Genomic DNA, 17,976 nt, shown 5'->3' with positions numbered 1-17,976 from the left:
AGAAGGCATAGGTGGATGAAAGGCTTCAGGTGGCGCTGCTGTAGTCAATCCTGAGGCAGTCAATACGGGAAAAGGCATTCCCGGTACAGAAGTAGTTGTTGGTAGTCTATATGTGATTCTTTTCAGAAGTGGCCGGGGGGGGGTATGTGTTGGAGCGGGAGTTGCGTGAGGGATGCGGAGGGCGCCCGCAGGGCGGTGCGCAGCGCAGCGGAGCACGGGAGCGAAGCGCACCCCGGAGCAGCCCGACCCCGCGCGGTAAGGCCGCAAGGCCGGCGCGCGGGGGCACGCCCTGAATCAAAAATTACTTGGCCTGTGGTAAGAATGTGAACGGATATCAAAATTCAATGCGATATTGTAGGGTGAAGTTTCGCGGAGCTTCGGGGCGCACGAAGCGAATCATGTATTCGCGGTTTGTGAGGTTGTTTACGATAAAGGTAAACTGGCCATGACGGGGGGTGCGGTATCCGATACGCAGGTTGATGAAGTATTCGTTGCCGGTGTAGCCGGGTTTGTTGATCTGGTCGGCATAGCCGGGGAGAAAGGTGCGGAAGACTTCATCGATTCGCTCCACTTTGGAGAGGTAGCGATAGTCGATGCCCAGCAGGAGTCCTCGCCAGGTGGCTTCGAGATCGAGTTTGATGAGGTGGCGGTTTCGGTATTTGAGCATGGCGTTGAGTAGGGGGTTTTCATTGGTGTAAAGGGAAGTAGCGAAGCGGCTGAAGTAACGGAAGGGATTTCGGAGGGTGCTATCCAGATTGACGTCGACAGGGAGGGAGTAGGTGTAGCCTGCAAGTGTGCGGATAAAGAGCTGGTCGGTCAGGTGGCCTTCGGATGTCCAGGAGAGTTCGAGGCCGGCATTTCGGGCGAAGGCTACGTTTTGTGCTTGAAATCCAAGGTAACTTACGATGGTATCAAGGGGTATCTGATTGGGGGGTACGGTATCCCATCTGGGTGGGAGATAAAGTCCAAAGGTGATTTCGACGAGGTCTCTGTAGTCGAGCCAAAAGAGGGAGAAGTCGAAGTAGTGACGCCAAGTATTGATGGTAAGTTGTTTTTTGAGACCGATTTCGGCATTCCAGCCGTATTCGGGGCGGAGGTTCAGGTTTGGGAAGATCGGGACGGCTTCCCGACCTGCAGTGGAGATGAAGATTTCGGTGAAGGTGGGGAACCGGAAGCCCTGGCCAAAGTTGGCTCTGACGAAGAGCGTTGGGTCGACCTGATAATTGGCTCCTGCCCGAAATACAGGTATTCGGCGGCTTTCGATGCCTGAGATGGAGAAGTATTCGTATCGAAACCCTGTATTTAAGGCCCACCGACCGCGCAGATAGTCGATCTGAGCGAAGGTGGAGGCATTGCGGCCGGTGTGATTTCCGATGTTGTAAATTTCAAAGACGTCGAAGTACTGATAATTGAAGCCTGTGGTAAAGCGTGTATACAAAGTGATGGGGATGTCCAGGGAGTAGTCGAGGTTAAAGAGATTGGTTTTGAGATTGTCGCGGTAATTTTTAAACTGGAGGCGGTACCAACGGGTGGCCAGGCGGTGGCGGATGCCTGAACGAGTCTGGTAAATGGCCTCTGGAGTAATATGCCACTGCTGGCGTACGATGCGTGTGGCGCCATCGGCGGAGGTAGCTGCAGGGTCAGCGCCGTTTAGGGGTACATAGAAGTTGGAATCGGCATCGTGCCATGCAAGGAAGTCTGCTTCGTCGGAGCCCATGATGGAGCTGTTCCATTGAAGAGTGAGACCTCGGCCATCGGGTCGGGTTCGATATCGGGTTTTGAAGGTGAGTCTGGACTGTGTCTGGTCGGTAAAGCGGATGAAGCCACGTGTGGTAAGCTGATTGATGCCTACTACATAGTCCAGTGGGCCTGAGGATTCGCCTGCTGTAGCAGAAATGCCCCATTCGCCAGGGCGCTGAGTCCACCACCATTTCTTACCGGGATCACGGGGGTTGTCTACCAGATTGTAAAAGGTTTGGATACGGGCTATGGGTTTTTCTTTTTCTGGCCAGAGGGTTTTGATATGGAGGGCACCGTTGAGGCCTCCGGCGCCATAGAGTACTGAAGCAGGGCCTTTGACCACTTCGAGGTTTTCGACCATTTCGATGGGGGCAAAATTCCAGCGCATATCTCCTCGGTCGGCGGTGAGGAGCGGCATTCCATCGACAATGACGAGCACACGGCTGCCTATGCCGTAGGCAAAGCCGCTGCCATTGCGGATGCTCATCTGACCGTCGATGACGGTAACTCCGGGCACTTTGTCAACGGCATCGTAAAGTCGGGTGGAGTTTACATTGAAGATCAATTCCTTTGGCAGTAGATCTACTTGTACGACTTCGCGTGTGATCGGTTTGCGTGCGCGGGTGGCCGTGATGGTGACATCGGGGAGATTTTCTATAAGTTGTTCAAGGGGTATAGTAATATATTGGACCGAGGTAGTTTGAAAACTGACGCGAACGCGACGGTTCTTAAAGCTTATATGATCAACAGAAAGAAGAAGTGATTTTTCAGGTGTGTGGTAGATATACTGACCTTTATCGTCGGTCATACCTGCGAGTCGACCATTAATTGTGATATCTGCCATACTTACTGGCTCTCCAGACAGGGAGGAGAAGACTCGGATATGTAGGGTATTTTGCGCGAGGGTTGTCAAAAAGCTACAAAGGGAAAGAAAGGTAAGTATAAGCAGTTGTTTCATTTGGATTGAATACACAAACAAATTTAATGGGTGGAATTTTAATTTTTGATTTCAAAAATTTTTATTTATTTTAGGTGTGCCTAACTTATTTTTGTTATCAAATTAAATTATGATTTTATGAAAACGAAAATTATTCTTTTGTTATCGACTATATCAATTTTTATTGCTTATGCTCAGCCTGTTTTGGTAAACGGTTTAGTGACAGATGGAGCTTTACCGGTACAAGGAGCTGAAATTTCAATTGAAAAGCTGGGTTTAAAAGGCCAAAGTGACGCTAACGGGAAGTTTCAGCTACGGGTAAATGCAAGGGAATCTGACTTACAGATGACTGTTTCAAAACGGGGATATTTATCAGAAACTTTGATCTTTACTACACTTGAGCGTGATACGGTAGTAAATGTGACGCTTACCCGGTTAGGCGAGATGATTGATGAAGTGGTCGTCAGCGCAACGCTGCATCCAGTGAGCCGATCGAATGTAGTTGCTCCTGTAGAAGTAATTCACAGGAGATTGACTGAGCGAATTTCTACATCGCAGATTATGGATTTGTTGCCAGCACTACCGGGCATGAGGGTGCAATATAGTTGTAATGTATGTCAAGCTCCAGGACTTCAGCTGAATGGTTTGCCCGGGCCCTATACAATGTTGCTCATCGATGGACTGCCAATGATGGGTCCCTTGTCATCGACCTATGGTTTGTTTGCTCTTCCGACTTTTCTGATGAGCAGGGTAGAGGTTAGCAGAGGACCCGGAGCTGTGCTTTTTGGATCTGAAGCCATAGGTGGGCTTATCAACATTTTTACTCCTGATCCGGATGTGGCGCCCAGATTTCATTTGGAGCAGGAAGTAACTACTTGGGGGGAATTTTCCACACAGGCAATGGTTGCATACAGAAAAAATCGCTGGAGGATGCTAACTGGCGTCTCAACGCATTATTTTAACAACAGGGTAGACCACAATGGAGATGGTTTCATGGATCTTCCGTTGCAAAAGAGGCTATCAACTTTTTTCAAAGTAAAGTATTCGGACAGTTGGGATGGTTATTTTAGGTATTTTTATGAAGACAGGCTTGGTGGTCAGATGATCGGCCAACATCACAACAGAGTGGATGGGAAGGCCTATGTAGAGAGCATTTTCACTAACAGATTGGAATGGATAATGAAATACACATCTCCAAAGTACAAACCTCTATCAGTATGGTGGAGTGCTTCAACACATGATCAAAACAGTGTTTATGGAGACGAGGCTTTTCTGGCGAGACAATATCTTGCAAATGCGCAGCTACTATGGAGGGAGACAAAAGGCTTCATCAGCTACACTGGAGGGGCAGCTGCCAGATATCAATACTACAACGACAACACTACCGCCACCCTGCTATATACCGATGATAAAAAAGAGGAGGCTCCAGAAGTATTTCTTATGCCGGGATTGTTTGCAGATTTTAATTTTAAAAAGCAAATAACAGGATTAAATGCAGGGTTAAGGGCTGATTATCACCCAGTTCATGGTTTAATACCTACGTATCGAATGGGATTGATGGTAAAAGGTGGGAATCAATCATTCAGGGTTCAACATGGTACAGGTTTTAGGGTAGTCAATCTATTTGCAGAGGAACATGCTGCGCTGTCCGGGGCAAGGGAGGTGGTAGTAACATCGGCTCTAAAACCCGAACGCTCCATTGGTACTTCTGTGGAGTGGGAGTATGCAAAGCTGAATACTGATTATTCTGTTAGATTGACTACAGGGGCATTTTTCAATGTGTTTTCTAACAGGATATTACCAGACTACGATAGTGATCCTCAGAAGATTATTTTTGATAATCTCAGCGGAAGTTTTCATCAGGCGGGATTAAACATTAGATGTGAAACGAGCATAGGTAGTCATTGGTATTTGAGTGTGGGTGGTACGGTCCAGGATTTAGGAGTGATGGATGATGAGGAGGAGGAAGATGTGATTCCTCCTTTTGTGGAGAGGTATTCTATACAGACAATGACTGGATATAATAGCGGAAGGTGGAGGCTTGATGTGTCATCTTTTACCTATGGTCCTATGCGATTGCCCCTGGCCGGAGAATTGGATCCTAGGCCTGAATACTCTCCGGTATTTACTCACCTGAATGCCCAAATATCCTTCATAATCAATGATAGAAACCGCTTGACGATAGGAGGGCGAAATCTCTTGGACTTTGTTCCATGGCGAGGTTTGCCTTTTCTGATTTCTAGAGCCGATGATCCATTTGACAGCAGAGTGGTTTTTGACAATGATGGAAACCCACTGCCTACACCTGATAATCCTTATGCATTGACTTTTGATCCAGAATATGCATTTACTTCATTACAGGGTCGGAGGTTTTTTGTACAGTGGCACTACAGTTTTTGACCCGTTGGTAAAATTGTTTACCCCCATTGTCCTAAATCTGACATTTGTTCTACACGTATTTGTTTCTTCTGAAACGGGCAATAAAAACTCAAATGATAAGCGCGAAGCGCGATGACCGAATCTGACCTCACTACTTTTGATCCGTAAAGAGTATCCCCCCAGATAGGGTGACCGATATACGACAACTGTGCCCTAATCTGGTGGTATCGACCGGTAATTAGTTTTAATTCAAGGTCTGTGAAATCACGACCTCGACTTAAAACTTTATATGATAGTTTTATCTCAGCAGAGCCTTCAAAAGGTTGGGATGATATAATTGCTTTGAAATTCAAAGGATCTTTTCGGTGAAAATGGACCAAAACAGCCGAGGGAGTATGTATAATGCCTTCTACGCGGGCGCAATATTTTTTAGTGATGCGCCTTTTTTCGAAAAGTGGCTGTAAAATCCGGTGAGCATTCAGGCTTTTGGCCACCAGCAGCAATCCGGAAACAGGCCTGTCGAGACGATGGAGCGGATGTGGACCCCATTTTTTAAAAAATTCCGGTCTTTGCCGGCGTAACCAATCCATCAGACTTGGGTTTCCTCTGGAGTCGGGTTCGGTGTTGAGGCCGTGTTCCTTATCTATGATACAATAATGGTCGCATTCGTATACGATAGCGGGCATTTTAACGCTCTTTGGTAATGGAACGTATCCACTTGTACTCGGATAGGAACTCGCGCCCGATCACTCTGAACACTGAGTAGGCGGGCACTGCCACAATCATGCCGACAATACCAAACAGATTACCTGCAACCAGAATGACAAAAAAGATTTCCAGTGGATGTGCATTGACCGACTTGGAAAAAATAAGCGGTTGAAAAATAAAATTGTCGAGCAGCTGAACGACCGCAAACACCGATAGTACTTTGAGCAGGTGAAACTGCCAAACTTCTGCAGCCAGCAACCCCGGTGTAGTGCCGAAAGCGATCAATGTACCTATAGTGGCCCCAATTACCGGGCCTATGTATGGAATAATGTTGATCAAACCGGCAAAGAAGCCAATGATAAAGGCATTTTTGATATTGAAAACCGACATACCAAAGCTCACAATCAAGGTAATCAGGCTGATCTGCACGATGATGCCTATGAAATACCGGCGAAGCGAATATTTGATTTGAGCCAGTGCCCTGGACATTTTATCGCTGGAGCTATCGGGCGTAAATGCCAGGACAATACTGGAGGGTATATGCCTGTCTTTGAGAAGAAAAAAGGTGATAAAGGCAATGGAAAAAAGTGCGATCACTAGATTGCCCATGGCACTGACCAGCCCTGTGAGTGTGCCGGTTAGGTTTGTAATGTTGAAGTATTCTGAGAATTTTGACAGAATATACTCTCTGTTTGATTCATAGCCCACCGGTTTAATGCCAATTTCATCGGCCCAATTTTCAATGGTTTTGATTGGAGTTTCCAGGTTTTGGTAGATTTCAGCCATGCTGATATCGGAGATGGCATACAGCTCGGCGAGCAAAGGGGGTACGAAAATCAGAAACAACAAATAAAAGAAGAGAAAAACACTCAACAGACCGATAAGTGCCTTTAGCCAGTCGGGTAGGCTTTTTTGCCGGATTTTCACCCGGTCGAGAAATTCCATCAAAGGCGACAGTGCTATTGTAAGCGATACGGCTATGGCCAGATAGACCATCACCGGAAAGGAGAAGTACAGTACCAAAATCAAAATGAAGGCGAGAAGCCCCCCAATCAGTTGCTTGCGAGTAATTTTGGACATGGACTAGTCATTATTGGACCAAGAGTGAAAACAAAGCAAATAAAGGGACAAATCCCGATAAAAACCCTGCTATGACCTCTACGATGGTATGAGCGTTGATTTCCAAACGCGCCCATGCTATCAGTCCTATCGTCAATACCACAGATATCAGATACCAATGCGACCAACCGTAGAGCCTGGAGAGAACCAGTACTGCAGCCAACATGCCGGATAGAGCCGCCACGTGAGCACTGGCCTTGTAAAAGGGAATTTGTATGAGTAGAATCAGAATGACAATGCATGTCCCAATGAGAAAGAGGTATATGAGCTTGGCAGAGGAGACCCAGCGCACTGCTACAGCTGTGAAGTAATAAAAAACCGCTCCGATTACGTATGGTATTTTACGGTCTTCTCGTTTGTGCATGAAGAGGGAGCTGATTACTCCAAGCCGATAGAGTAAGACGGTCAATAGCCCGGGGAATATATACGTACCTGTGGCAATGGCTACCATCAGGTACATCGCCTGTGACCTTGTAATCGGTGCTGATGTTTGTGCAATTACAAGGGCTGCGAACAGCAAAGGGACCAATGCGGGATGCAGCACATAGGAAATCAGGTTGCCGAGGGTTTGTTTCAGTGATCGTGAGGTCATGGAGTACATCAAAGTTGTTTTCGGAGTCGGGCTACTGGTATACCGAGTTGCTCACGGTATTTGGCCACGGTGCGTCTGGCCAGGGGATATCCTTTTTCATTGAGGATTTTACAGAGCTGGTCGTCGGTATAGGGCTTTGATTTGTTTTCATCGGCGATGGCCTGCTCCATGATTTTTTTAATTTCTTTGGTTGATACTTCTTCTCCGTCGGAGGTGGTCATTCCTTCGCTGAAGAGTTCTTTGAGGAGAAAGGTGCCAAAGGGCGTCTGGACGTATTTGTTGCTGGCTACGCGGGAGATGGTGGAGATGTCGAGACCTACTTCGTCAGCTATATCTTTGAGTATCATCGGTCTGAGCTTGGTCCAGTCGCCAGTGAGAAAAAATTCCTTTTGATAGTTCATAATGGCAGACATGGTAATAAGGAGGGTCTGCTGGCGCTGCTGAATGGCGTCGATAAACCATTTGGCCGAGTCGAGTTTTTGCTTTACAAACATCAGAGCTTCCTTCTGGCTTTTATTGGTTTTGGCGCCCTCTTTATAGGCTTGAAGGAGTTCTTTGTATTCGCGGCTGATGTTGAGTTCGGGGGCATTTCGTTCGTTGAGGGTGAGCTCGAGCTTGTCGTTGTTGATGGTGATGATGAAATCGGGAATGATGCTGAGGTCCCGGTCGAGGGCGGTGTTGATTTGAAGTCCTGGTTTGGGGTTTAGCTGGCTGATTTCGGTGATGACGTCCTTGAGGGTGTCTTCATCGATGCCCAGGCGGTCGAGAAGTTTTTCGTAGTGTTTTTTGGCAAATTCGTCGAAGTGATTTTCCAGGATTTTGATGGCGAGCTTGACTTCCGGAGTTTGAGGCCGGCGCAAGAGTTGTAGGAGAAGGCATTCGCGAAGGTCTCTGGCGGCTATACCCGGTGGGTCGAGTTGTTGAACTTTTCGGAGTACCTGTTCGAGCTCAGAGGGTGAGATGCTTATGTTTTTGGTAAAGAGAAGATCGTCGCTGAGGCTTTCGAGATCGCGTCTGAGGTAGCCGTCGTCATCGAGATTGCCGATGATGTATTCGCCGGCTATCCGCCAGGTATCGGGAAGTCGGAGCATGCCGAGCTGATGGATGAGGTTTTCGTAAAAGGTTTCTGAGCTCACGACTGGTGCCTGATATTCTTCGTCGTCTGCGCTGTAGTTGTTGGCTTTTAGCTTGTAGTCGGGTGTGTCTTCGCTTAGCAGGGATTCGTATTCGTCGAAGTCTTCGATACTGGTGATTTCGGGCTGGTCGATCAGGACTCCGTCTTCATCGTATTCGTCTTCAGGGGATTCGTTGTCCGGTAGGTCTGCTTCATATATTTCCTCATTATTGTTGTTGGCTTCTTCGAGAGCGGGATTTTCTTCGATTTCCTGTTTGATGCGCTCTTCTAGCATGGCGACTGGCAGCTGAATCAGCTTCATGAGCTGAATCTGCTGTGGGGAAAGTTTTTGAAGGAGTTTCTGACTTAATCCCTGTTTGAGCACGTTTTTTAGGTTTTGTGGGCCAATTTACAATTGGGCGACGAATCGGATGGCTTGATATTTGCTTGTTGCGGGGCCTTTTTCAGGAATGAGCTGGTTTTTTACTTGTTGCCAATGCATTATTGTGTGGGGTGTGTGAGGAGGCTTTCTGTTAGAGGCTTTGGATGTGCATTTTGAGGCGGGTCTATTTCGGGGTATTTGAATCGGGCAGGGATGTGAATTTTCTGCAAAGGCTGTAGTGTGGTCTTTTTTCCGGATATGGCACGCCTGAATTTGCGTTTTCGGTCGTGTATCGAGGATGGTTTACAGATACGAATGGGCCGGAGGCGTGTGCACCTCCGGCCTTCGCGTGAGGGATGCGGAGGGCGCCCGAAAGGGCGGTGCGCAGCACGGGAGCGAAGCGTACCCCGCAGCAGCCCGACCCCGCGCGGTAAGGCCAGCCACAGATGGCCGGCGCGCGGGGGCACGCCCTGATGAAATTTTTTTTGGATTTGCCGCTGTGGACCTTGTCATCGGTGATTTCCTAAGGATTTGGGCCCAATAGCCGATACCTCCCGATGTGGGCGATGTGCGCGGACTTTCTGCCGAAGGTTTACAGAAGCAATGGTAGTCTGTGTGGCACTTGGCGCATCGGAAGTACCTTTACAGCCAGAAAAATCATCAACACCTGCTTACCTGAAGATGAGCGACGAGGAACTACTCAATGGCGAGCCTGATCCGCAGATGGAAGGCCACGTAGCCAAAGTCAGCAAAGTTTCCGGCATGTACCGGGAGTATTTTCTGGATTATGCCTCGTATGTGATTCTGGAGCGAGCCGTGCCGGCCATGTACGACGGCCTGAAACCGGTCCAACGTCGCATACTCCATTCCATGTACGAGATGCACGATGGCCGCTACCACAAGGTGGCAAACATCATCGGCAACACGATGAAATACCACCCCCATGGGGATGCCTCCATAGGCGATGCCCTGGTACAACTCGGTCAAAAAGACCTGCTCATCGACTGCCAGGGCAACTGGGGAAACATTCTGACCGGAGACTCAGCCGCAGCCCCGCGCTACATCGAAGCCCGGCTTACAAAATTTGCCCTGGATGTAGTCTTTTCGCCTAAAATCACGCAATGGCAGTCCAGCTACGACGGCCGGGCCAAAGAGCCGGTGTTCTTCCCGGTAAAATTTCCCCTCTTACTCGCACAGGGAGTCGAAGGCATCGCCGTAGGCCTGAGTACCAAAATCCTGCCCCACAACTTCAATGAGCTCATCGATGGCTGCATCCGCATACTCAACGGCCAGAACGTCACCATTTACCCGGATTTTCCCACGGGAGGTATAGCCGATGTAAGCAATTACAACGACGGCCAGCGGGGCGGACGCGTAAGGGTACGGGCCAAAATCAACGCTATCGACAAAAAGACACTGGTCATCTCAGAAATACCTTTTGGCACCACCACAGGCTCCCTGATCGACTCCATCCTCAAAGCCAACGACAAAGGCAAAATCAAAATCCGAAAAATAGAAGACAATACAGCCGAAAATGTAGAAATCGTCATCCACCTCCCCCCCGGCCTGTCGCCCGACAAAACCATCGATGCTCTCTATGCCTTTACCGACTGCGAGGTCAGCATCTCCCCGATCGCCTGTGTCATTTACCAGGACAAGCCTCTCTTTATGGGAGTCAGCGAGATGCTCCGGGAATCCGCGTTCCTGACCCGGGAATTGCTCAAAGCAGAGCTCAACGTAAAACTCAATGAACTGCGCGAAGCATGGCACTTTGCCTCCCTGGAGAAAATCTTTATCGAGCACAAAATCTATCGACTCATCGAAGATGCCGAAACCTGGGAGCAAGTCATCTCCAGCATCCGCATCGGGCTCAAACCACACATCGGCCACCTGCTCCGCCCCGTGACAGAAGAGGATATCGTACGTCTGACCGAAATCAAAATCAAACGCATCTCCAAATACGACTCCGACAAAGCCAACGACCACATCCAGGCCCTGGAAGGCCAAATCGCCGAAGTAGAGCAAAACCTGGCCAACCTGACCGACTACACCATCCGCTGGTTTGAGTACCTCAAAGAAAAATACGGAAAAGGACGCGAACGCAAAACCGAACTGCGCCTCTTCGACGAAATACAGGCACAAACCGTAGCCATTGCCAACGAAAAACTTTACATCAACCGCCAGGAAGGCTTCATCGGCACCAGCCTCAAAAAAGATGAATACATCTGCGATTGCTCCGATATCGACGACATCATCGTTTTCCGGCGCGACGGCAAGATGATGGTCGTCAAAGTCGACCAGAAAGTGTTTGTCGGACCGGACATCATCCACGCAGCCGTTTTCAAAAAAGGCGACCGACGCACGATCTACAACCTCATCTATCGCGACGGCTCCAAAGGTCCCTCCTATATGAAACGCTTCTATGTAGACTCCATCATCCGCGGCAACGAATACGACATCACACAAGGCAAACCAGGCAGCGAAATCCTCCACCTGACCGCCAACCCCAACGGCGAAGCTGAAGTCGTATCCGTATACCTCAAACCCATCTCCAAACTCAAAAAACTGCGCTTTGACATCGACTTTGCCACCCTCGCCATCAAAGGTCGCAACGCCCGCGGAAACCTTGTCACCAAATACCCCATCAAAAAAATCGAACTCAAAGAAAAAGGCCTCAGCACACTGGCACCCCGCAAAATCTGGCTCGACACCTCCATCATGCGACTCAATACCGAAGGCCGCGGCCAACTGCTCGGCACCTTCAAGGGCGACGACCTCATCATACAGGTCACCAAAACAGGTACCTACCGCCTCACTACCACCGACCTGAGCACCCACTTCGACGACGACGCACTTCACATCCGAAAATTCAACCCCCAGGAAATCATCACCTGCGTCTATTGGGACCACACCCGGAAGCGCTACTTCGTAAAACGCTTCCACCCCGAAAAATCCGATCGACGCGAATCCTTCATCCCCGAAGGCCATGGAAATCAGCCCGAACTCATCACCTTCCAGCCCAACCCCGTTGTACTTCTGGAATTCGATGAAGTAAAAGGCAAAGCCCGTCCCCCCGAAGAAGTCAACCTCGCCGAATTCATCTCCGTAAAAGGCATGAAAACCATCGGCAACCAACTCACCACACACCCCGTCAGGCAAATCACCCTCCTCCACCCCCACGAACCGGCTCCCGAAGAAACAACCCCGGCAGACTTCACCGACATCGACATCGACCTATCCACAGAAGAAGCCCGGCAAATCACCCTCTTTGACCTGCTCGACCAAAATCCAGAAAAAGACAACCCCAACCAATAATGTAATTTTCTCTCATTGGGCGCCCCCTCGGCCGCTTGCGGCAAGCGGCCGGGGGCCGGTCTGCGGCTCCTATTCCCCTTGCAGGCAGGCGTGGCACATCGGGCTGCGGTGGCTTGCTACCGCTCCGCCTCCTCGCCCGTGAGCCACACGGCCCGCCTGCTGCGGCTCATATCCGCCTCCGCCCTGGCGCACAGCACCCCGGCGGAGTTGATCAGATCCCACCTGCTGCTCTAAAACCAATTGCTAAACTGAATAATCCGAACAAAAAGAAACATTTCACAGCGAAATCAGCCCCCCGTCACTTCTGAACCCGGGTCAGCCGCCTCAGCGCCTCCATTTGGTCTCTTTCAAGCTGTCGCCTGAGCGCATTCAGATCATTAAACTTTTTCTCAGGCCTGATTCTGCTTACAAATTCTATCCGAAGCACCTGATTGTAAATGTTGCCATGAAAATCAAAAATGTGCACCTCTATAGTTTTAAATCCTCCCGTCACTACAGTCGGGCGATGTCCTATATTGCACATACCCATCAGCTTAGTTCCCGGGTCCGATACAAAGGAAACCATCACAGCATATACTCCATCACCGGGGATAAGCTTATGTGGGTTTTCGTTGAGGATATTGGCCGTCGGAAAACCGATTTTCTCCCCTATCTGCCTGCCTTTCACCACCATGCCCGTAATGGCGTAGGGGTAGCCAAGCCATTGATTGGCAGTATCCACATCACCCTGAAGCAGAGTCTTTCGCACTTTGGTCGAGCTCACCACCACACCATGTATCGCTTGGGCAGAGAGGCTCTCCACCGAAAATCCATAGAGCTGTCCCAAATGCACCAGATGTTCATAGGAACCTTCCCTGTTGCGACCAAAGTGATGGTCATGGCCGATCACCAATGCACGGGCTTTGACTTTTTGCACCAGGTATTTGCGCACAAACTCCTCTCCACTCGTCTTTGAAAACTCTATCGAAAACGGATGAAAAATCAGATTCTGTAACCCGGCCTTTCGCAGCAGCTCGATTTTTTCGTCTTCGTCGTTGAGGAGCTTAATGTCAGCTTCCGGTTGCAGCACCAACCTGGGATGCGGCTTGAAGGTAATCAGCACACTTTCACCTCCTTCCGCCATAGCTGCAACCTCATTCAATCGGCTGATGATAGACCGGTGCCCGATGTGCACGCCATCAAAGGTGCCCATAGTCACCACCGGATACTGCGGAGCTGTAAACTCGTCAATGGAATAAAAAACCTTCAAACCCCGGTCTATTTAAACAAACCAAACAACTCAGCATTCACCCGATCCACAATTTCACCGAAATGCTCCTTGTTGTCGGCAAATTTATTTTTATCTACATCGATGATGAGCAGTTTGCCCTTGTTGTATCGGCTAATCCAGGCCTCATAGCGCTCATTCAATCTGCTCAGATAGTCGATGCGTATGTTGGTCTCATATTCGCGCCCACGTTTGTGGATTTGCTCTACCAACGTAGCTATCGAGGCCCTAAGGTAAATCAGCAGGTCCGGTGGCGCTATAAACTCCTCCATCAGCTGAAACAGCGACAGGTAGTTCTCAAAATCCCTTTTGGGCATCAGGCCCATGGCATGCAGATTGGGTGCGAAAATGTATGCATCTTCGTAGATGGTGCGATCCTGAATTACATGCTTGCCACTTTTGCGTATTTCGATGATTTGCCGGAAACGACTGTTGAGAAAGTAAATCTGAAGATTAAAGGACCACCGCTGCATTTCGTTGTAAAAATCCTCCAGATACGGATTGTCCTCCACATCTTCATAATGAGCCTCCCACCTGAAATGCCTGCTGAGCATTTGGGTCAGGGTGGTTTTGCCCGAACCAATATTTCCGGCTATTGCTATATGCATACTGTACGAATTCCAGACCGGACAAACCTAAACTATTTCATCCAATCCACTGCACACATTCCCCGTAAAGTTTGCCGTCTTTGGTCACTCCGTAGTACTTTGCGATTGAATGATTCTGACTCTCTGAATCATAGCGTCTATTTCCGAACGAAATTCCCGGTCATTGGTCATTTGCCTTGCCAGATTGAGCTGCACGATGGCCTGGTCGTATTCACGGGCCAAGGTAAGCGCTCCTGCCAGACCTATACGGGCATTCATATCATCCTTGATGCCTATCACCTCACGCATGATGCGAGCTGCGATCTGCCCCCATTCCGGCGTGTTGCGAGCTTCCAGCAGTTCATTGGCAGTAGCGACCAGTGCTTCTCGTCTGCTCTGAGCCGACGAATCCTTTAGCTCGGTCATTAGCGTTTCAAAAAATTTTTCCGGCTGATTGGTGTCAAAATAATACAGTTTGCGAATCTGAAGCCCCGTCTTTCGGGCTTGATTGTTGTCAGTGGCTACCAGCGGCACCAATTGCTCAATCAGCATGTCCACAACTTCCTCTGAACTATCCCTCACTGCCCTTCGCAAGCTCGCATTCAGCGAAGCTTCATAAAAAGACTGTCTGTCAAACAAACTGGTATCCAGCAGATTCCACTTGTTTCGTACTCTGGCAAAGAGCGGATCACTCAAATCAAGACCAAATACGCTGATCCACATCAGCCCGGCGGTATCGCTTAGCAGCGCTTGGTCAAATTTTCGCACGTAATCATCGAAGATTGGCCGCGAAGCCTCCACCCCATGATTGTCCACTTCTATCAGGAGCAGTTCGTTAAAGCCCTTTGCCGACAGACCTCCGGCCACATAAGCACTCTGAAGCTGAGGATACAGCATTAGCCGTTTGGCTGCCTTCTGTGCGGCATTGGCCATCGCCTCCCTGTCCTGCGCGCCATCCAGCCGCAAAAGCAAATCCTCACCGGCACTCATAAACAGATGCACCGGATACCCGGGCAGATTGTAATGCCTGATCCACAGCTGACCAAACTCCGAATCCCCGTCGATCTGCACCGGAATAAACTGCTTGTTCAGCTCCCTGATCAACGTCCTGTCGCGGAGCACTACCTGATTCATGTTTTGGCAAATCTGACTCCATTCGCTACATACCTGCACAAAGATTCCCATACCACTGTTGCCGGCCATTCGCAACACATTTTCCCATTGATTGATGTTTCTCGCCCTGATCCAATCTAAGCGTTGGGCAGCCACAAAGACCACTTGACACACAAAAATCAATACAGTAGTCGCGATATGCCGGATAGAAATCATGGTGCTGAAATCATTAAGTCTTTAAACTGATACAATTCGGGTTTCTCACCAAATCGGTTTTCAAAATTTTTCAACCGAACATCCTCATCGGTTTCCATGCCCAAAGGTATTAACCGCGAATCAGGTTTGGTGATAAATTTTATCTCTTTTACTTTGTTTTCTGCAAAAAGTATCAGCAAATTGCTGCAATCAGCCCGGTTTACACCGATAAAAGTACCGTCCTCTTCCTTTACATAATAGACCGTCTGCCCGTTGCCGATTACAAGGACTTTGCTGAGTTTTCTATCTTCAAAATTCCCTTTTAAATCCCTTCCTCTGATTTGATTGTAAAAAGTATCGCTTTCTATAGCCAGTATAAATGCATTTTCAAAGACAAAGAGCGAATCCGGCTGATTCCCACTCATGGTAATGCTGATTAGCCCACCGGTAATTTGCGTCGTATCGCTCCACAGTACCGGCCTTCCATACAAGTGAAAAGCACTATCTGCCGAAGTGTAGTAGAGCGAGTCGGCTTTGCCCTGCAAATCCTTTCTGTACAGCCTCATATCTCGATACACATACATCTGCCTATGGCCCGAGCTGTCCACCTTTACCGTCCTGATTGTATCCCCACTGATGTAGAGGGTATCCGGCTCCGAATAGCTGAGAAACAGTGGCCTACCCGTCACCGTCACCACTTCATCCCCTTTGCCTTTGTAGACCCCTTCCTGGCCGTACACGGTAAATTTTCCAGCCGTATCCGTAATTGCTATATTTCCCCTCGAATATCCAATCTCAAGTCTCTGATGGTAGTAGAGACTGTCCCCCCTCAGCTCTATGTTTTTTTGCTTTACTACCGCATTGTGGTTAAACATGGCCTCATCCGTCACAGTGTTGTAGCGGCCGTTTTCACAATATATCTGCCCGCTGTCCGAATAGATATGAGTAGGCCCGATAAAATGCGCCACCCTCGATGTAGTGAAGTATTGGAGCGTATCGCACTCCATACGGTAGCGCGGATTGAGCAGTTCCACATTTTTTTTAAACGAAAACATCCTCGGACCGGCATAGTACATGCCGATTTGCGACTTTAGGACATTTTCGTCATTCGTAATGGTACCTCCCGTAGTATAGTAAGCAGTATTGATATTGCGGTCCAGTTCCAGGCGCTGGGTCGTAAGGGTCATCTCCGGATCGCGCAGCACCACATCCCCCTTTGCCCTGGCTACGCGCGTATTGCCATCGTATTCCATCGCATGGGCCGTCATCGTCAGCGTATCGCCCTGATTGAGCCGAATGTTTCCAAAAGCCTTGATTACATTGCTGTTGAGATACCTCACCGCACTGTCACAATACATCCTCGCCCCCTCATGCTCAAAGACCACATTTCCTCCCAGATAGCTCACATCACGAGTGCCTGTCACCCGGTCCGAATTCACAATTCGTATCAACTTACCCGCCTGTGCCCTCAATTCACCCCCCATCGACCATAAAACCAAACACACAAACCCAAAACCCCGAAGCACCTCGCCCGCCCCCATCATCTGAAAATCCTGAAATGAATCCCCAATTCCACCAGCCACCCTCTCAGCATAGCCTCCGGAATATTCCGACCAAACGGATTATTCGACTTCACAAAATCCCTGAAAGGATACGACGACGACACAAAACTCACATCCAGAGCCAGCCGCACCTCACCGAAATTGTACCCCACCCCCACATACGGAGCATACAGCGGAATCAAAGGCCTGAACAAATCCTCCATAAAAAACACCAGATTATCCTTCTGATAGAAGAGCTCTCCGCTCATCGGTCTTTGATGACCTGCCGTACCCCCCGGAGCCCACACCACTGTCTCAGCATCTCCCTTAGGCGAGAAGAGCAAGGTCATCACTACACCAGCCCGCATATGCCATTCCGAAAACTCATACCCATACCCCACCCGTACAGGCAGTGCAAAAAATTTCGTCCTCGCCGTCAGCTCCACCCGCTCAGCTCCATCCCCAAAGTCGGCCCGATAACCAATAAACCGGTCACCAAGCCCCACAGTACCCTCCAGAAATCCAAAATTCAACCGGTGATACCGCACACCCCCCTCCAGCGTGTAGGCCAGCGTCCTCGACACAGGCTCCACATAATCCCCCAGCACTATCGGAGCAAACTCCGAAAAAAAATCAGGCCTCCCCGACATCGTACCCGGCTCCAGACCCCGGTGTGCATTTACAAAGTTGCCAAACGAAAAACCCAAATACGACTCCAGTAGCGATTTCTGGCCGTGCAATCCCAAAGCCCAGCCCAAAGCCCATATTAACAGTACTTTTCTTACCCTCATCAACTTAACTAACGAATTAAAACACCCAAAATTTTGGCAAATGTAGCACCACAGCTCCGAGGCCATCCATACGAGCCCCTTTCCACTTAATCCCAACCCCCTCCACATCCGTTTACATCATCAGGGCGTGCCCCCGCCCGTCGGCCACCTTGCGGTGGCCTTACCGTGCGGGGTCGGGCTGCTCCGGGGTACGCTT

14 protein-coding genes are annotated in these 17,976 nt (G+C 49.3%); 2 read left to right on the top strand and 12 right to left on the bottom strand.

The window, feature by feature from the left end; translation table 11 throughout:
- On the bottom strand, nt 1-267 hold a 267-nt coding region (locus tag ACWIP2_RS14110), incomplete at its 3' end, for a hypothetical protein (RefSeq protein ID WP_448520582.1).
- Nucleotides 268-334: 67 nt separating this feature from the next.
- Nucleotides 335-2,584, bottom strand: a complete 2,250-nt coding sequence (locus tag ACWIP2_RS14105) for a TonB-dependent receptor (protein WP_448520581.1) — start codon at nt 2,582-2,584, stop codon at nt 335-337.
- 231 nt (nt 2,585-2,815) lie between these two features.
- Between ACWIP2_RS14105 and ACWIP2_RS14100 the strand changes: the two genes are divergently transcribed.
- Complete coding sequence (locus ACWIP2_RS14100; RefSeq protein ID WP_037357561.1) at nt 2,816-5,077, top strand: TonB-dependent receptor; 2,262 nt, start codon at nt 2,816-2,818, stop codon at nt 5,075-5,077.
- A 17-nt stretch (nt 5,078-5,094) separates the two neighbouring features.
- Here ACWIP2_RS14100 and ACWIP2_RS14095 read toward each other — a convergent pair whose 3' ends face one another.
- The 4 genes from ACWIP2_RS14095 to rpoN are packed head-to-tail and all read right to left on the bottom strand — an operon-like array spanning nt 5,095 to nt 8,974.
- Nucleotides 5,095-5,742: an RluA family pseudouridine synthase gene (locus tag ACWIP2_RS14095; protein WP_037357559.1), complete on the bottom strand. Its 648-nt coding sequence runs from the start codon at nt 5,740-5,742 to the stop codon at nt 5,095-5,097.
- A gap of 1 nt (nt 5,743) precedes the next feature.
- Nucleotides 5,744-6,844, bottom strand: a complete 1,101-nt coding sequence (locus tag ACWIP2_RS14090; protein ID WP_037357557.1) for an AI-2E family transporter — start codon at nt 6,842-6,844, stop codon at nt 5,744-5,746.
- 10 nt (nt 6,845-6,854) lie between these two features.
- Entirely contained in the window at nt 6,855-7,475 is a 621-nt protein-coding gene (locus ACWIP2_RS14085; protein ID WP_037357554.1) for a hypothetical protein, read from the bottom strand.
- Nucleotides 7,476-7,483: 8 nt separating this feature from the next.
- Nucleotides 7,484-8,974, bottom strand: coding sequence for an RNA polymerase factor sigma-54 (gene rpoN / locus ACWIP2_RS14080; protein ID WP_037357552.1), 1,491 nt, complete (start codon nt 8,972-8,974; stop codon nt 7,484-7,486).
- Between the two features lie 678 nt (nt 8,975-9,652).
- Here rpoN and ACWIP2_RS14075 point away from each other — a divergent pair.
- Entirely contained in the window at nt 9,653-12,286 is a 2,634-nt protein-coding gene (locus tag ACWIP2_RS14075) for a DNA gyrase/topoisomerase IV subunit A (protein WP_037357642.1), read from the top strand.
- A gap of 69 nt (nt 12,287-12,355) precedes the next feature.
- Here the strand turns inward: ACWIP2_RS14075 and ACWIP2_RS14070 are convergent, their stop codons facing one another.
- The 6 genes from ACWIP2_RS14070 to ACWIP2_RS14045 all read right to left on the bottom strand — a co-directional run bounded on the left by ACWIP2_RS14070 (nt 12,356) and on the right by ACWIP2_RS14045 (nt 17,780).
- Nucleotides 12,356-12,508 carry a hypothetical protein gene (locus ACWIP2_RS14070; protein ID WP_448520580.1) on the bottom strand — a complete coding sequence of 51 codons (153 nt, stop codon included), beginning with the start codon at nt 12,506-12,508 and terminating at the stop codon, nt 12,356-12,358.
- Nucleotides 12,509-12,584: 76 nt separating this feature from the next.
- The gene (locus ACWIP2_RS14065) at nt 12,585-13,535 is read right to left on the bottom strand and encodes a bifunctional riboflavin kinase/FAD synthetase (RefSeq protein WP_114366245.1); all 951 of its coding nucleotides are present in this window, start codon (nt 13,533-13,535) and stop codon (nt 12,585-12,587) included.
- An 8-nt stretch (nt 13,536-13,543) separates the two neighbouring features.
- The gene (locus ACWIP2_RS14060; protein ID WP_037357543.1) at nt 13,544-14,161 is read right to left on the bottom strand and encodes a deoxynucleoside kinase; all 618 of its coding nucleotides are present in this window, start codon (nt 14,159-14,161) and stop codon (nt 13,544-13,546) included.
- Nucleotides 14,162-14,245: 84 nt separating this feature from the next.
- Complete coding sequence (locus tag ACWIP2_RS14055; RefSeq protein WP_084180119.1) at nt 14,246-15,469, bottom strand: thioredoxin family protein; 1,224 nt, start codon at nt 15,467-15,469, stop codon at nt 14,246-14,248.
- Nucleotides 15,466-17,031: an OstA-like protein gene (locus ACWIP2_RS14050; protein WP_448520579.1), complete on the bottom strand. Its 1,566-nt coding sequence runs from the start codon at nt 17,029-17,031 to the stop codon at nt 15,466-15,468. The genes ACWIP2_RS14055 and ACWIP2_RS14050 overlap by 4 nt, the downstream gene beginning before the upstream one ends.
- Nucleotides 16,989-17,780: a hypothetical protein gene (locus ACWIP2_RS14045; protein WP_037357537.1), complete on the bottom strand. Its 792-nt coding sequence runs from the start codon at nt 17,778-17,780 to the stop codon at nt 16,989-16,991. The genes ACWIP2_RS14050 and ACWIP2_RS14045 overlap by 43 nt, the downstream gene beginning before the upstream one ends.
- Between the last annotated feature and the right edge of the window lie 196 nt (nt 17,781-17,976).

Source organism: Rhodoflexus sp. (assembly GCF_053489755.1).
This window is presented reverse-complemented; position numbering and strand designations above follow the sequence as displayed.

Coding starts and splice junctions, on each gene's coding strand:
- ACWIP2_RS14105 (WP_448520581.1), bottom strand. CDS start 2,584: ATGGCAGATATCACAATTAATGGTCGACTCGCAGGTATGACCGACGAT.
- ACWIP2_RS14100 (WP_037357561.1), top strand. CDS start 2,816: ATGAAAACGAAAATTATTCTTTTGTTATCGACTATATCAATTTTTATT.
- ACWIP2_RS14095 (WP_037357559.1), bottom strand. CDS start 5,742: ATGCCCGCTATCGTATACGAATGCGACCATTATTGTATCATAGATAAG.
- ACWIP2_RS14090 (WP_037357557.1), bottom strand. CDS start 6,844: ATGTCCAAAATTACTCGCAAGCAACTGATTGGGGGGCTTCTCGCCTTC.
- ACWIP2_RS14085 (WP_037357554.1), bottom strand. CDS start 7,475: ATGACCTCACGATCACTGAAACAAACCCTCGGCAACCTGATTTCCTAT.
- ACWIP2_RS14075 (WP_037357642.1), top strand. CDS start 9,653: ATGAGCGACGAGGAACTACTCAATGGCGAGCCTGATCCGCAGATGGAA.
- ACWIP2_RS14060 (WP_037357543.1), bottom strand. CDS start 14,161: ATGCATATAGCAATAGCCGGAAATATTGGTTCGGGCAAAACCACCCTG.
- ACWIP2_RS14055 (WP_084180119.1), bottom strand. CDS start 15,469: ATGATTTCTATCCGGCATATCGCGACTACTGTATTGATTTTTGTGTGT.
- ACWIP2_RS14045 (WP_037357537.1), bottom strand. CDS start 17,780: ATGAGGGTAAGAAAAGTACTGTTAATATGGGCTTTGGGCTGGGCTTTG.